The following is a 14775-nucleotide window of genomic DNA, read 5'->3' as shown; positions in this document are numbered from 1 at the left end:
GCGGTAGTCCTCGGCCGACGGCGCGGGACACGAAGGGCGGGACACCCCGACCAGCGGTGCGCGACGCGGGCGGGACACCGGGACCAGCGGCGCAGAACGCGGGCGGGACCCCCCGATCAGCCGCACAGGACGCGGACGGGCGACCCCGGCCGGCGGTGCCGGACACCGGCGTGACACTTGCCCCGGGGCCGGGCCGGCGGGCGGCGCCGGCCGTGGGCACGCGGAGGCGCTTCCCGCCCGCCGCCCCTCCCCCCGGCCCGGGACGCGCACCGGGCGCCCGGCGGCGAGGGGGTCGTGCCGGGCTCACCGGGCGTCCCCGCCCGTGGACGCCGGGGCCAGGGCCGCGCGGCGGGCGAGGCCGCTGGTGGAGCGGCCGTCGAGGTAGGGCAGCAGGAGGACCTGGCCGCCCCAGCTCTCCACGAGGGGCTGTTCGGGCAGCCGGGTCCGGGCGTAGTCGCCGCCCTTGGCCCAGATGTGCGGGCGCAGTTCGGACAGGATGCGTTCGGGGGTGTCCTCGTCGAACACGGCCACGGCGTCCACGCACTCCAGGGCCCGCAGCACCCGCACCCGGTCCGGGGCCGGGACCAGCGGGCGGCTGTCGCCCTTGCGGCGGCGGACCGAGTCGTCCGAGTTGACGCACACGACGAGGCAGTCCCCGGCCCGTCGGGCGGCCTGGAGCAGGGCGACGTGCCCGGCGTGCAGCAGGTCGAAGCAGCCGCCCGCGGCGACCACGGTGCCGCCCGCCGCCCGCACCCGTGCGGCCGTGCGCACGGCATCCGCGGTGGTGTCGCCGTCACCCGGCGCCTCCTCGGCCGTCTCCGGGCCGTCCGGGACGGCGACCGCGCGAGCGCCGCCCTCGGCGACGTAGCGGGTGGCGGCGTGGACGGCGCCCTGTACGGCGGCCTCGGTGAGGGCGCCGTCGGCGAGCAGGCCCGCGGCGGCCGCGGCGAACCGGTCGCCCGCCCCGCAGGGGTCGCCGGTGGCGGCGGCCGGGGTCGGCACGAGCAACGGGGTCTCGCCGTGGGAGAGGAGCGCGCCGCGTTCGCCCAGGGTCACCGCGACGGCCTGGGCACGCCAGGCCCGCACGAGGGCACGGGCGTCCCGGGCGGCGGTGCGCAGCCCGGCCGCGTCACCGGGCTCGGCGTCCTCGAGCCGCCGGGCGAAGGCGCGGGCCTCCTGGGCGGAGGGTGTGGCCAGGCGGACGCCGGGGACCGGGGACCGGCCGCGCACGTGCGGGTCCCAGACCAGGGGGGCGGCCGTGTGCGTGAGGGCGTCGCGGAGGACGTCGGCGGTACCGCGGCCGTAGTCGGCGACGAGGACGCCCCCGGCTGCCGCGATCGTGGACACCGCCTCCTGGGTCGCCTCGCGGGCGCGGCCCTCGCCGTCGTCGAGGCGGAGCAGCGGCCTGTCGCCGGCCAGGACGCGGGTCTTGCTGCTCAGGGTGCCGTCCAGCGGCACCTCGACCAGGCCGACCCGGCCCGCCAGCAGTTCCCGGAGGGTGTCGCTGGCGGTATCGGTGCCGAGGGCGGTGACCAGGGTGACGGGCCGTCCGCCGGCCGCCGCGAGGCACGCGGCGAGGGCGGCGCCGCCCGGCCGGGAGCTGCGCCGGGCGCCGTGGACGACGGGGACGGGCGCGTCCGGGGCCAGCCGCTCGGCACGGCCGCACAGGTCGTGGTCGAGCAGGGCGTCGCCCACGACGACCAGAGGTGTCTGCGAGGCGGTCATGTCTGTCCCTTCCTCGGTGCTACGGGCGCATCGGTTGTGGCCCGGCCGACGGTCCGGGCGCGGCCCACGAGCCGCCCCACGACACCGGGTCTGCCGTCGGCACCCGGCCGGCCGTCGGCACCCGGTTCGCCCTCGGCGTCCGGCCGGCCGTCGACGGCGCGCTCGCCGCCGGCGTCCGCGCGGTCGCCCGCGCCGGCGCCCGCCGCCCCGTGGTCGGCCTCCCCCCGTTCGACGGCCTGGTCGAAGGCCTCGCAGAGCATGTGGACGGCGACCAGATGCAGTTCCTGGACGGTGGCGCCGAGGGGGGCGTCGACGCAGAGCGTGTCGTCCGCGCCGAGCTGCAAGGGGTTGGGGGCCCGTCCGGTCAGTGCCCACACCGTCATGCCGAGCCGGTGGGCGCGGTCGGCGGCGGCCAGCAGGTTGGCGCTGGCGCCGCTGGTGGACATCAGCAGGAGCACGTCGCCGGGGCGGCCGTGCGCGGCGGTCTGCCGGGCGAACACCTCCTGGACGCCGTAGTCGTTGGCGATCGCCGTGGTGGAGGAGGTGTCGGCGTGCAGGGCGACCGCGGAGAACGGCGGCCGGTCGTCGCGGTAGCGGCCGACGAGTTCGGCGGTGAGGTGCTGGGCCTGGGCCGCGCTGCCGCCGTTGCCCGCGACGAGCAGCCGGGCGCCCGCGCCCAGCCGCCGGGCGAGTTCGGTGCCCCAGCGCTCGATGAGCGGGCCGTGCTCGCGGAACGCCTCCAGGGCCTTGGCGAGGTCGTCGCAGTGCGCGGTGGTGGCGGTGTTCCCGTGCGCCGTGCCGGTGACGGGCTTCGCCGGACCTTTCCCCGGACCCTTCGTCGGACTCTTCATCGGACGACTCCCGAGAGCGAGTGGATGGCGGACACGGCGCCGTACACCGCGGCCACGCCGTCGGCCACCCGGTCCCAGGTGTAGTGGCTGAGCACCCGGGCGCGGCCGGCGGCTCCGTACCGGGCGAGCCGGCCGGGGTCGGCGAGCAGGGCGCGGACGACCGCGCCGAGGTCGTGGTCGTCGTCGGCCGGGACCAGGACGCCCGTGGTGCCGTCCACGACGGTGTCGAGCTGGCCGCCGACGGCGGTGGCGACGACCGGTGTGGCGCAGGCCATGGCCTCCAGCGGGACGATGCCGAACGGCTCGTACCGGGGCAGCGACAGCACCAGGTCGGCGCTGGACATCAGCCGGGGCATACGGGCCCTGCTGACCCCGCCGAGCAGGGTGACCCGGTCCTGGACGCCGTACTCGCCGGCGATGCCGTAGAGGCGCCCGGCCTCGGGTTCGGCACCGAGCAGGTCGGCCTCGGGGCCGCCGGCGACGAGGAGTTCGGCGTCGGGTACGCCGGCCAGGGCGCGGATGGCGCGGTCGAAGCCCTTGCGGGGCACGAGCCGGCCGACGGCCAGCAGCCGCCTGCGGGCGCCGGCCGGGCGGGTGCCGGCGACGGGGGCGAACTGGTCGGGGTCGACCCCGCACGGCACGACGCTGATCCGGTCCTCCGGCAGCCCCATGGCCTTCAGTTCGGCCACCTCGTCACTGCACGTGGCGATGATCCGGGCGCACTCGTGGCCGATGGCCTCCTCGACGGCGAGGCGCTGCGGGGGGCTGGTGTCGGCGGTGCCCTGGTAGCGCTTCTTGACCGTGCCCAGCGCGTGGTAGGTCTGCACCACCGGGATGCCGAGGTCGCGGGCGCCGGCCAGGGCGGCCAGGCCCGACATCCAGAAGTGGGCGTGCACCACGTCGGGTGGGCTCTTGGCCCACTGCCGGGCCAGGAAGCTCCCGAAGTCGGTCATGTGGGGCAGGAGTTCGTCCTTGGGGACGGACGCGGGCGGTCCGGCGGGCACGTGCACCACCTGGACGCCGTCGATGAGGGTCACCCGGTCCGGCAGGCCCGCCGAGTCCCGCCGTGTGTACACCGTGACGCGGAATCCCTTTCTGGCGAGCTGCCGGGCGACCTGGGCCACGTACACGTTCTGGCCGCCCGCGTCCGGCCCGCCGAGCGCGGCCAGCGGGCTGGCGTGCTCGGAGACCATGGCGACGCGCCCGGCGGTGTGCGGAATGCGGCTCATCGGGTGACCTCCTTGATCAGGCGCTCCCAGTCGTCCAGGAAACGCCGCTCTCCGTAGCGGGCCTGGGCCGCGGCCCGGGCGGCCGCGCCGGCGCGGCGCGCCGGTCCGGGGTCGGCGAGGAAGGTCCGTACGGCGTCCTCCAGGACGTCGAGGCGGTTCGAGACCACCCCGGCGCCCTCGGGTATCGCCTCACGGGCCTCCGTGGTGTCCAGGGCGACCACGGGCATGCCGAGGAACATGGCCTCCAGCAGGGACAGACCGAGCGAGGTCCAGCGCACGGGGTGCAGGTAGACCCGGCAGCGGGCCATCTCCCGGTGCAGTTCGTGCTGCGGCAGGTCCCGGGTGCGGCAGCGCCCGGGCGGCAGGCCGAGGTGGCCGGCGAGTCCCTCGGTGCGCATGCCGAACACGTCCAGGGGCGCGGACCGGGCGAACCGGGGCAGCAGGTCGGTGCCGGTGGTACGGCCCCTGCGCACGGGCTCGTTGACCACGACGGCCGCGCGCCGCTCGGTGCCCGTGTACAGGTGGCCGGGGTCGATGATGCCGTGCTCGACGACCTCGGTGGGGGCCCGGCCGTTGTCCCACATCAGCCGGTTGAAGTGGGTGACGTGCACGACGGGGATCGCCGACTGTCCGGCCAGCGGGTGGAGTTGGCGCTCCGGCGACTCGTCGGGGCTGTTGTGCTCGACGTACACGGCGGGCACGTCCACGCCGGGACGGCGGCCGGTCCAGCGGTGGGCGAGGTCGGGTTCGTGCGGGCGTTGCAGGACCATCAGGTCGATGTCGCAGTCCCGCAGTTCCTCCGGTGTGCGTTCCCGGACGCTCTGCGGCCAGTCCCAGGTGACGGCGCGGCCGAGCCCGTCGGGCCCGCGGTCGCCCGTGACCGGGACGAGGTAGGTGTGCGGGCCCTGCACGAAGGCGGTGAGCCAGGATCCGTGCACGTGCCAGACGAGGATGTTCATGACTGCCGCTCCTGGATGAGCTTGTGCGCCGCGCGCACCACGTCCTGTCCGGTGACCTCGTCCAGACAGGGGTGGCCGGGCACCGGGCAGGTCAGGGCCCGGGTGTCCGCGCAGGGCGCCGACTGGTCGCCGAGCAGGATGACGGGGACGCCGTACGGCGCCCAGCGTCCGGCCGGTACGACGGGTGCGAACAGCGAGACGACCGGGGTGCCGACGGCGGCGGCGAGGTGGGCGGGGCCGGTGTTGGCGCTGATCACGACGTCGGCCATGCGCAGCACGCCGGCGAGGACGCGCGGGGAGGTCCGGCCGCCGAGGTCCACGGCCGTGTCCCCGCTGACCCGCCGGGTGAGCCCGGTCTCCTCCAGGCCGCCGGTGACGACCACGCGGTGGCCGGCGTCGGCGAGCAGCGCGACCGCCTCGGCGCAGCGGTGCGGGCCCCAGGCGCGGGCCGGGGCGCTGGCGCCGGGGTGCAGGACGACGTAGGGGCCGTGGCCGGTGAGGCTGCTGGTGTCGGGGGGCGGAAGGACGCGCAGCCGCCCGTCGTCGCCGGGCGGGGGCGGGAAGCCCAGGGCGGCGGCGGTGTCCAGCGCCGCCTCGGCCTCGTGCCGGCCCGCACGCCGCCGGTGGCGTACGTCGAGGAGCCGGCCGGGGTGGTCGACGCTGTCGGCGCCGATCCGGCCGACGCCGGCGAGCCGGAGCAACAGGGCGGTGGGGAGCGGGCTCTGGTGGAAGGAGGTGAGGATCAGCGCGGTGTCGTAGGCCCCGGCACGCAGCCGTGTCACCAGTGCGTCGACGTCCGCGGTGCTGACCGGCGGCGGGTCGAACCCCTCCCAGGGCGCCTCCCACATCAGCACCTCGTCCACCCCGGGCAGCATCCGGGCGGCGTCCGCGCCGCGCGGGCCGCACAACAGGGTGACGTGCGAGGACCGGGCGGCGACGGCGCGCACGGCGGGGCCGGCGAGCAGGACGTCACCGAAACTGTCGAGCCGGACGACGAGCGACCTCACGCCGACCACCTCCCGGACGCCGGCCCCGCCGGGGGCACGGCGCCCGAGACGGACGACGACGCCCGGTAGGCAGCGGCCTCACCCGACCCGGACGACGACGCCCGGTAGGCAGCGGCCTCACCCGACCCGGACGACGACGCCCGGCACGCAGCCGCCTCACCCGACCCGGACGACGACGCCCGGCACACGGCCGCCTCACCCGGCGCGGACGGCGAGGACCCCTTCGATGTCGCCCCCTCCGGCACGGGCGGCAGCGGCCCCCGCGAGGCCGCCTCTCCCGGCGCGTACGGCCGCCGGGCCCCGGAGACCAGGGGGGCGCGGTCGGACGGCGGTCGCGTCCCGGCCGGGCTCGCCGCGTTCCGCACGCGGGACCAGCGGCCCTCGGAGACCACCGCGGTGCCCTCACGGGACCAGCTCATCGCGCCGGAAGCCGGTGCCGTCCGCGCGGGCGGGGTGCGCGGGGGTCGCCTCGGGGGGCTGAGGCCCGCCTCCGTCAGGGCCGCGCGGACCGCGGTGAGGGGGTCGGGGGCGCTCTCTGTGGCGAAACGTTCCACCTCCGCCGGCGCGGTGGCCGCGTTCGGCACCAGGACGCCCCGGGCGCCGGCCGCGCGGGCGGCCAGCACGTCCGCGGCGATGTCACCGATCACCAGGCACTCGTCCGGCGGGACGCCCAGCCGGGCTGCGGCGGTGCGGATCAGGCCGGGGCGGGGCTTGCGGCAGGCGCAGCCGGCGTCGGGGCCGTGCGGGCAGAACACCCAGGTGTCCAGGCCGCCCAGCAGCTCGTCGGCGCGCTCGTTGACGCGGACCACCTGGTCCACGGTGAGCAGGCCGCGGCCGATGCCGGACTGGTTGCTGACCACCCCGGTCGGCAGCCCGGCGGACCGGGCCAGCGCCACGGCCGCGGCGGCCCCCGGCATCAGCCGCACCCGGCCGGGGTCGCCGTTGTACGGGACGTCCACGACGAGGGTGCCGTCACGGTCGAACAGGACGGCGGACAGCCTGTTCACCCGGCACCTCCCAGGGGCTCGGCGTGCCGGTGGCGGACGACCCCGCGCAGCCAGTGCCGGACGGCGAGCGGCGGGATGAGCACGCTGGTGCCGAGCATCCCGGCGACCTCGCGGGCGGTGCGCGGCCCGGGCAGGATGCGGGCGAGAGCGAACTCGGTGGTGCCGAGCGTCCACAGGGCGGCGCACGCGACCGCGGCCCGGCGCCGTCCGGCCAGGGCGCAGCCGGCCGCGGCGAGGGCGGCGCCGGTGACCGCCAGGTGGCGGGGCAGCCGGCCGCGCGGCGCCTGCGCGCGGTCCCACCAGTCCCGGCCGTGCAGCCGGTTCATCAGGGCGTCGTCGGCGTTGCCGCGCTGCGCGGGCAACGAGGCCCACCAGTGGGCGGGGCGGACCGGGTGCCGGGTGACCCGGGTGCCCCGGGTCAGGGACCAGCCCGCGCGCTGCACGCGCAGGGCGAGGTCGGCGTCCTCGCGGAAGGCCCGTGGGAAGCGTTCGTCGAAGCCGCCGGTCCGCTTCAGCGCCTCGGTGCGGTAGGCCATGTCGGCGGTGGCCCAGGCCGCGTTCTCCAGCCCCTTCGTGGTGCGTTCCCAGTCGGTGGGCCGGCGGTCTGGGGGCAGGGGGACACGCAGCCGCCCCTGGACACCGCCGACGTCGGGGCCGGCCTGCCGCAGGTCGTCGGCGAGCCGCCGGGACCAGTCCGGCGACACCTGGACGTCGTCGTCCAGGAACACCGTCCAGGGCGTGCGGACGGTCTGCCAGCCGGCGTTGCGGGCGGCGGCCGGCCCTCTGCCGCCGGTGCGCAGGGTGCGCACCCGGTCGAGCAGTTGCCCGGCCGGTTCCAGGGGCAGGCCGCCGTCGGGCGCGGGCCGGTCGTCCACGACGACCACCTCGTGCGGCGGATGGCCCTCGGCCGCGCCGAGCGCGCGCAGGCACTCGGCGAGGCAGGGGCGGCCGATCGTGGGGACGACGACGGTGTAGGCGGGGGCGTCGGTCATGCGAAGGCCTTCCCACGGCGGATCGCGAACGGGCCGAGCACGAGCAGGTCGACCGGGGCCGAGCCGAAGCACTCCAGGGCGTCCCTGGGGTCGTCGACCATGGGCCGTCCGGCGGTGTTGAGACTGGTGTTGACCACCACGGGCAGTCCGGTGCGCCGTTCGAAGCCCTCGATCATCCGGGCCACCAGTGGTTCCCGGGCGCGGTCCACGGTCTGGATGCGGGCCGTGCCGTCGACGTGCACCACGGCCGGGATGCGGGTCCTCCACTCGGGCGCCACGTCGTGCACGAACAGCATGTGCGGGCTGGGCAGCGGTCCGTCGAAGATCTCGCCCGCGCGCTCGGCGAGCACCATGGGCGCGACGGGCCGGAACTCCTCGCGTCCCTTGACCGCGTTGAGCCGTTCCAGGTTCTCCGCCCTGCCGGGATGGGCGAGCAGGGAGCGGTGCCCGAGCGCGCGCGGCCCGTACTCGCTGCGCCCCTGGAACCAGGCCACGATCCCGTCGTCGGCCAGTGTCCGAGCGGCGGTCTCGGCGATGTCGGCGGGTTCCTCGTACGGTACGGCCGCCCGCTCCAGCCACGCGCGCAGTTCGGCGTCGCTCCAGCCCCGGCCGAGCGCGGCCGTCGGCATCGGTTCCAGGGTGTCCTTCTGCCCGGCGACGTACGCCGCCGCGCCCAGGGCCGTGCCGGCGTCGCCGGCGGCGGGCTGCACCCACACGTGCCGGAAGCCGCTCTCCCGCCACAGCCGGGTGTTGGCGACACAGTTCAGGGCGACACCGCCGGCCATGGTGAGCGCGTCCTCGCCGGTGCGCTCGCGCAGCCACCGGGCGAGGGCCAGCATGGCCTCCTCCAGACAGAGCTGGGCGCTCGCGGCGAGGTCGGCGTGGTCCTGGTTCCAGGCGCCGCCGGCCGGGCGCGGCGGGACGAGCTCGGCCCAGGGCACCGGGCGGGCCAGGAAGCCGCCGTCGCCGTCGGCGTGGACGTACTCGCGCAGCCGCCCGGCGAAGCGCGGGGTGCCGTAGGAGGCGAGGGCCATGACCTTGAACTCGTCGCTGCTGCGCAGGAATCCGAGGTGCTGCGTGAGGTCCTCGTAGAACAGGCCGAGGGAGTCGGGCAGCCGCTGGGTGCCGAGGACGGTCAGTTCGCGGTTGGCGCAGCGGCCGGCCAGGTGGGAGCCGCACTCGCCGCGGCCGTCCAGGACGAGGACGGCGCAGTCCGGGTACGGCGAGACGGGCCCGGCGGAGGCCGCGTGCGCGATGTGGTGCGGGACGAAGCGCACCTTCGCCGGGTCGAGTCCGGGCAGTGCCTCGGCGAGGAAGTCCGGTGCCTGGCGGGCGTATTGCTGGCGCAGGTGGTCCCAGGGGTCGTGCAGCCCCATCTCGTCGGCGGGGCGGGCCAGCGCGGGGTCGTAGGAGTAGGCGACGGCGTCCAGGTCGGACGGGGTGAGGCCGGCCTGCTCCAGACACCAGCGGGCCGACTGTTCGGGCAGTTCCCAGGCCGAGAAGGGAACGGGCCGCTTGCCGTGCTTGCGGCGGGAGAACCGTTCCTCCTCCGCCGCCGCCACGACCCTGCCGTCGGTGACGAGGGCGGCGGCGGGGTCGTGGAAGAGTGCGTTGATACCGAGGACGTGCATGCGCTGTCTCCAGGGCCGGGGAACGTGCGGGGGTCAGGGGCGCGGGGCCGGTTCCTCCACGCGCGGGTCCGGATCCGGGGGCAGGGCCGCGAAGTAGGCGATGGTCTGCTTCAGGCCCTCCTCCCAGGGGACCTGCGGCGACCAGCCGAGCAGTTCGCGTGCGAGGGTGGTGTCGGGGCGGCGCCGGCCGGGGTCGTCGACGGGCCGGTCGATGAACGCGATCGGGGAGCGGGAGCCGGTGAGGGCGACCACCCGGCGGGCCAGGTCGGCGACGGTGATCTCGTCGCTGCCGCCTATGTTGACCGGTCGCACGGACCGGCTCTCGGCCACCCGGAGGATGCCGTCGACGGTGTCGTCGACGTAGCACAGCGAACGGGTCTGGCTGCCGTCGCCGGTGACCGTGAGCGGCTCGCCCGCCAGGGCCTGGCAGATGAAGGTGGGCACGGCACGGCCGTCGTGGGCCCGCATCCGGGGACCGTAGGTGTTGAACAGCCGGACGATCCCCGCGTTCGTCCCCCTGGTGCCGGCGTGTGCCGTGACCAGGGCCTCGGCGAACCGTTTCGACTCGTCGTAGACGCTGCGCGGTCCGACCGGGTTGACGTTGCCCCAGTAGCCCTCGTGCTGCGGGTGGACGAGCGGGTCGCCGTAGACCTCGGAGGTGGAGGCGAGCAGGAAGCGGGCGCCGTCGCGTTCGGCGATCTCCAGCACGTTGCGGGTGCCGAGGCTGCCCACGTCCAGGGTCTGCAGCGGCATGCGCAGGTAGTCGGCGGGCGAGGCCGGGCAGGCGAAGTGCAGGACCAGGTCGTACGGGCCCGCCAGCCGCTCGGCGCAGTCGGGCGCGCAGACGTCGCCGTGCGCGTAGCGGAAACCGGGCCGGTCCGCCAGGTGCGCGACGTTCTCGCGCCGCCCGCAGGCCAGGTTGTCGGCACAGTCGACTTCGACACCTGAATCCAGCAGCCGTTCGCACAGATGGGAGCCGAGGAAGCCGGCGCCGCCGGTCACGAGGGCGCGCCGCCAGGAGAACGGTGTGTCACCAGTCATGGGGCTGTTCCTTCGTCCGCGTCGTGCGCGCCGGACAGCGCCCCTGCCTGGGCGCTCGGCGCATACCGCGTCGCCGGGACCGACCTCGTCGGCCCGATGGGAGGAGAATGACTCGGCCCGGGTCCCCGTCGATCCGGAGGACCGGCCTGGCACGCCGCCGCTTTCTGGACGGCACTGGCAGCTGAGTTCCCCTGCCAGTTGGGTTCACACGTTGGATTCTTATTCTCGGGTCTCAGGGGTGCTCGCGCGACTCCTGCGCCCCTCTACCACGCGGGAGGCGCTGATGCACGACGATGTCGCCGAGGCGGTGCTGCGCGTTCTGCGCGGGCCCGGCCGGGCCCCGCAGCGGCTGCTGCTCACGGGCTGGTTCAGCTTCCGCGACGGCGAGGCGACGGCCGGGGACGTGCTGGCACAGCAGCACATGTCGGCCGCGCTGACCGGGGCGGGCATCCGGCACGAGACGGCGTGGAGCCCCGGCTTCCGGCCCGGTGAGCTGTCGCTGGAGACGGCCGACCCGCGGGCGTACGACACCCTGCTGTTCGTGTGCGGTCCGGTGCACGGGCCGCAAGTGGCCGCTCTGCATGGAAGGTTCGGGTGTTGCAGACGACTGGCGGCCGGCGTCTCGGTGGTCGATCCGGCGGACCCGGCGGTCACCGGTTTCGACGTGATCGTCGCTCGGGACGGCACCGCAGGCCCGGCCCGGCGCGACCTCGCGGCCGACGCCCCGGCGGGCCCGCTGCCGCCCGTGGCCGGGGTGGTCCTCTCCCACGGCCAGGGCGAGTACCGGACACGCCGCCGGCACGCGGAGGTGAACGAGCGGATCGCCGGCTGGCTGGCCGGCAAGGACTGCGCGCGGGTGCCGGCCGACTCCCGGCTGGCCACCGGCGACTGGCGGCTGTGCGCGACGGCCGAGCAGTTCCTCTCCCTCGTGGCGCGCCTCGACGTGGTCGTCACCACCCGGCTGCACGGCCTGGTGCTGGGCCTGCGTACCGGCACCCCGGTGATCGCGGTCGATCCGGTGGCGGGCGGCGCGAAGGTCAGTGCCCAGGCGCGCGCCCTGCGGTGGCCGGCGCTGGTGGCGGCGGACGCGCTGGCGCCGGACATCCTGGACCACTGGTGGGAGTGGGCGCTGTCCGGGGCGGGCCGGACGGCCGCAGCCTGCCACTCGATGAGCTGACCGGGCGCGGCGGGCCGTGTGGCGCGCCCGGCGCGGGGCACTCGGCGCGGCGACGGCGGACCGTTCACGGGCCGCCGCGTTCCACGCAGGAGGTAACGACCATGGGTCACGGCGGAAACGTCATCCAGGAGCTGACCACGGACCACCGCGAGGTCGAGGAGATCTTCGGCCGCATCGAGGCGCTGCCGCCCGGCTCCCAGGAGCGCAAGGACCTCTGCGACCAGGCCACGATCGAACTGGTCCGCCACTCGGTCGCGGAGGAGGCCTACCTCTACCCGGCGGTGCGCGAGCACGTGGCGGGCGGGGACGCGCTGGCCGACAAGGAACTCGAGGACCACGCCAAAGCCGAGCAGATCATGAAGGATCTCGAGGGCTGCCAGGCGGACGATCCGCGGTTCGACTCGCTGATGGCTCAGCTGATGAGCGAGATCCGGTCCCATGTGACGGACGAGGAGCAGAACCTCTTCCCGCGGCTGGAGGCGGCCTGTCCCCCGGACGCGCTGATGGACCTCGGCGACAAGATCCGCCGGGCGAAGAAGACGGCGCCCACCCGTCCGCACCCGTCGGCACCGGACAAGCCCCCGGCCAACAAGCTGCTGGCACCGGGAGCCGGCCTGGTCGACCGGATGCGGGACGCGCTGACGGGACGGGGCAAGGGGGGCTGAGGGCGGGCCCGGAGAGCCAGGGCCGAGGGAGAACGGCGCCGTCCGGACCCGTGAGGGCCGGGCGGCGCCGTTCTGTCCTCACCCGTTCGGCTCACTCGCCCCTTCCGTTGCCCAGCCGCGCGAACCCACCCGCCCAAGCTGCCCAGCCGCGCGAACTCACCCGTTCGGCTCAGCGTTCGCTCACATCGGGCGTCCGGGCCGTCCGGGCCGGGGCCGGCGCCCGGGAGCCGTGCGTCACAGCCACGGCTGCGTGCCACGGGTCGTCCTGACACCGGCGCGGGGACGGGTGCGGGTCGCCCGGCACAGCAGCCGGAACGCCTGGAAGAGGGTCAGCGGCCACAGGAGCGCGAAGCACCACAGCAACGCGGGGTCCGAGGTGCGGATGCCCATGACGGCGACGAACACCGACGCGACCGTCAGCAGCGACACCGCCACCGGCAGCCAGACCTCGCGCGGGCCGGCGCCCATACGGCGGGCGAACCTCCTGTCCCGTCGCAGGTCCGCCTCGATCCGCAACAGCGCCAGCCGCTCCCGCGGTGACAGCCGTACCTCGTCACGCATCTCCCACATCTCCCAGTCGTCCACGGCAACGGCACCTCCTCCGCCCCTCGGCGGCATCCGGGCCCCGGGCGACCGAGTTCCCCTCTGCGCCCGGCCGATGCGGTGCCGCCGCGGGCGGGCGGAGCCGGCGGTGAAGCGGCGGGGTGGAGAAAAGTCCACCCCGCCTCCGGTGGCCACCCCGACTGAAGCGCGGCCCCCGCCCGGTCCACGATGGAGCCGGTACAGCCCCCGTACGTCCGGCCGTCCGTCGTCCGCCCCGCGAGGAGCCACCGTGTCCGAGTCCACCGAGGTCGAGCCGACGGCCAAGCCGGCGGTCCGGTCGGCGGTCCAGCCGGCCGAGGAGCACGCGACGTGGCCCTGGGTGGTCGTCGCGGCCGTCGTCGCGGCCGTGGTCATCGTCCTCGTCAACGTGCTCATGACGGGCTGAGCGGATGCGTCCCCCGCAGCGCCCGTGGTGCGGGACCGGTCGCGGTACCGCATAGTGAACACAGCTCTCGCACCAGGTCGGCCGGGGAGGACCGGGGCTGCCCGCACCACGCTTCGCCCCCGGGGCCGCCGCGACGACGCTGAGCGGCCGGCACGGGTAGGACCGGCCCCCCGGAAGCGACGCGCCCGGCGGCGCGCAAAGGAGGCTGTATGTCGTCCCACGACCCGGCGGTTCTCGACTGCCCCTTCGACTTCGCCGACGCACTGGAGTACGACCCCGCGCTGGACGCACTGGCACGCCGCGGCCCGGTCAGCCGGATCCGGTTGCCCTACGGCGAGGCGGAGGCGTGGCTGGTGACCAGCTTCGCCGGAGTGCGTCAGGTGACGTGCGATCCCCGGTTCAGCCGGGCGGCGATCGTCGGACGCGACTATCCGCGGATGACGCCCGAGCCCATCGTGTCACCCGAGTCGATCAACGTGACGGACCCGCCGCACTCCACCCGGTTGCGGCACGTGGCGGCCCAGGCGTTCACCCGGGAGCGGGTGGCGGCCATGCGGCCGGCCGTGGACCGGGTGGTGGCAGGGCTGCTGACGGCGATGGACGAGGCCGGTCCGCCCGCGGACCTGGTCACGCACCTGTCCGTGCCGCTGCCCCACCTGACGATCTGCGAGCTGCTCGCCGTCCCCGAGGCCGACCGCGACCAGCTGCGCGCGCACACCATGCGGCTGCTGGCCACCTCGCCGGACGCGCGGCAGGACGCGGCCGACGCCAAGGCCTGCCTGCGGGCGTACTTCGCCGAACTGGTCCCGGCCCGGCGGAGCTCGCCGGGCGAGGACCTGCTCAGCACGCTGGCCACCGCCCCGGTGCCGGAGGGTGAGGAGCCGCTGAGCGACGACGAGTTGGCGGTCCTGGCGGTGACGCTCATCCTGAGCGGCAACGACACCGCGACCTGCCAGATCAGCGACATCGCCTATCTGCTGCTGACCCGGCCCGAGCAGACGGCCGCCCTCGCGCGCGACCCCGAGCGGTTCCCCGGCGCGCTGGAGGAGCTGCTGCGGTTCATCCCGTTCCGCAAGGGCGTGGGCATCCCGCGGATCGCGCTGGAGGACGCGGAGATCGAGGGCGTCCCGATCCGCGCGGGCGACTACGTGCACGTGTCCTACCTCGCGGCCAACCGGGACCCCGGCGTCTTCCCCGACCCGCACAAGCTCGACCTGGAACGGCCCGTGCGCCCGCACATGACCTTCGGCTGGGGCGGGCACCACTGCCTCGCGGCACCGCTGGCACGGGCGGAGCTGGACAGCGCGGTCTCGGGTCTGCTGACGCGCTTCCCCAAGCTGCGCCTCGACGTCCCCGCCGAGGACATCGAGTGGGACAACGGCACCATCCGCCGCTTCCCGCTGAGTCTGCCGGTCACCTGGTGAGACGGGGCCGGGCCACCGCGGCGACGCGGCGGCCCGGCCCCGCCGCCGCTCCCGCCTCCACCGAGCGGGTGCCTTCCGG

Annotated in this window: 14 protein-coding genes; 4 read left to right on the top strand and 10 right to left on the bottom strand. The window is 75.9% G+C overall.

Going from position 1 to position 14775, the window contains the following annotated elements; all coding sequences use genetic code 11:
* Window positions 1–303 precede the first annotated feature (303 nt).
* From LG395_RS24690 to LG395_RS24650, 9 genes are read right to left on the bottom strand one after another with little or no spacing between them, the layout of a single operon-like run.
* On the bottom strand, window positions 304–1725 hold the full coding sequence (locus LG395_RS24690) for a PfkB family carbohydrate kinase (RefSeq protein WP_225811232.1): 1422 nt from the start codon (window positions 1723–1725) through the stop codon (window positions 304–306).
* Window positions 1722–2576 (bottom strand): D-sedoheptulose-7-phosphate isomerase, encoded by an 855-nt coding sequence (locus tag LG395_RS24685; RefSeq protein ID WP_225811231.1) that lies wholly within the window; start codon window positions 2574–2576, stop codon window positions 1722–1724. Before LG395_RS24685 ends, LG395_RS24690 begins: the two co-directional genes overlap by 4 nt.
* Window positions 2573–3805: a glycosyltransferase gene (locus tag LG395_RS24680; protein WP_225811230.1), complete on the bottom strand. Its 1233-nt coding sequence runs from the start codon at window positions 3803–3805 to the stop codon at window positions 2573–2575. The genes LG395_RS24685 and LG395_RS24680 overlap by 4 nt, the downstream gene beginning before the upstream one ends.
* Window positions 3802–4764: a glycosyltransferase gene (locus tag LG395_RS24675; RefSeq protein ID WP_225811229.1), complete on the bottom strand. Its 963-nt coding sequence runs from the start codon at window positions 4762–4764 to the stop codon at window positions 3802–3804. Before LG395_RS24675 ends, LG395_RS24680 begins: the two co-directional genes overlap by 4 nt.
* The gene (locus LG395_RS24670; RefSeq protein ID WP_225811228.1) at window positions 4761–5771 is read right to left on the bottom strand and encodes a glycosyltransferase family 9 protein; all 1011 of its coding nucleotides are present in this window, start codon (window positions 5769–5771) and stop codon (window positions 4761–4763) included. The genes LG395_RS24675 and LG395_RS24670 overlap by 4 nt, the downstream gene beginning before the upstream one ends.
* Window positions 5768–6778: a D-glycero-alpha-D-manno-heptose-1,7-bisphosphate 7-phosphatase gene (locus tag LG395_RS24665; RefSeq protein WP_225811227.1), complete on the bottom strand. Its 1011-nt coding sequence runs from the start codon at window positions 6776–6778 to the stop codon at window positions 5768–5770. The genes LG395_RS24670 and LG395_RS24665 overlap by 4 nt, the downstream gene beginning before the upstream one ends.
* Window positions 6775–7770: a glycosyltransferase family 2 protein gene (locus tag LG395_RS24660; protein WP_225811226.1), complete on the bottom strand. Its 996-nt coding sequence runs from the start codon at window positions 7768–7770 to the stop codon at window positions 6775–6777. Before LG395_RS24660 ends, LG395_RS24665 begins: the two co-directional genes overlap by 4 nt.
* A complete protein-coding gene (locus LG395_RS24655; protein ID WP_212768293.1) occupies window positions 7767–9401 on the bottom strand; it encodes a carbamoyltransferase family protein in 1635 nt (544 codons plus the stop codon). The genes LG395_RS24660 and LG395_RS24655 overlap by 4 nt, the downstream gene beginning before the upstream one ends.
* A gap of 33 nt (window positions 9402–9434) precedes the next feature.
* Window positions 9435–10442, bottom strand: a complete 1008-nt coding sequence (locus LG395_RS24650) for an NAD-dependent epimerase/dehydratase family protein (protein ID WP_171158905.1) — start codon at window positions 10440–10442, stop codon at window positions 9435–9437.
* Window positions 10443–10725: 283 nt separating this feature from the next.
* On the opposite strand from LG395_RS24650, the gene LG395_RS24645 reads away from it, so the two are divergent.
* Window positions 10726–11619 carry a polysaccharide pyruvyl transferase family protein gene (locus tag LG395_RS24645; RefSeq protein ID WP_225811225.1) on the top strand — a complete coding sequence of 298 codons (894 nt, stop codon included), beginning with the start codon at window positions 10726–10728 and terminating at the stop codon, window positions 11617–11619.
* Between the two features lie 101 nt (window positions 11620–11720).
* Window positions 11721–12284 (top strand): hemerythrin domain-containing protein, encoded by a 564-nt coding sequence (locus LG395_RS24640; RefSeq protein ID WP_225811224.1) that lies wholly within the window; start codon window positions 11721–11723, stop codon window positions 12282–12284.
* 234 nt (window positions 12285–12518) lie between these two features.
* Here LG395_RS24640 and LG395_RS24635 read toward each other — a convergent pair whose 3' ends face one another.
* Window positions 12519–12869, bottom strand: coding sequence for a DUF3040 domain-containing protein (locus LG395_RS24635; protein WP_171158902.1), 351 nt, complete (start codon window positions 12867–12869; stop codon window positions 12519–12521).
* A gap of 247 nt (window positions 12870–13116) precedes the next feature.
* Here LG395_RS24635 and LG395_RS24630 point away from each other — a divergent pair, with 247 nt between their 5' ends.
* Window positions 13117–13272 (top strand): hypothetical protein, encoded by a 156-nt coding sequence (locus LG395_RS24630; protein WP_171158901.1) that lies wholly within the window; start codon window positions 13117–13119, stop codon window positions 13270–13272.
* A 209-nt stretch (window positions 13273–13481) separates the two neighbouring features.
* Window positions 13482–14696 carry a cytochrome P450 gene (locus LG395_RS24625; RefSeq protein WP_225811223.1) on the top strand — a complete coding sequence of 405 codons (1215 nt, stop codon included), beginning with the start codon at window positions 13482–13484 and terminating at the stop codon, window positions 14694–14696.
* The last annotated feature ends 79 nt before the right edge of the window (window positions 14697–14775 follow it).

The sequence above is a fragment of the Streptomyces spinosus genome, from assembly GCF_020400655.1.
GTDB lineage: Bacteria > Actinomycetota > Actinomycetes > Streptomycetales > Streptomycetaceae > Streptomyces > Streptomyces argyrophylli.
The sequence above is the reverse complement of the archived record's forward strand: the minus strand, read 5'-3'. Positions and strand labels throughout refer to the sequence as shown.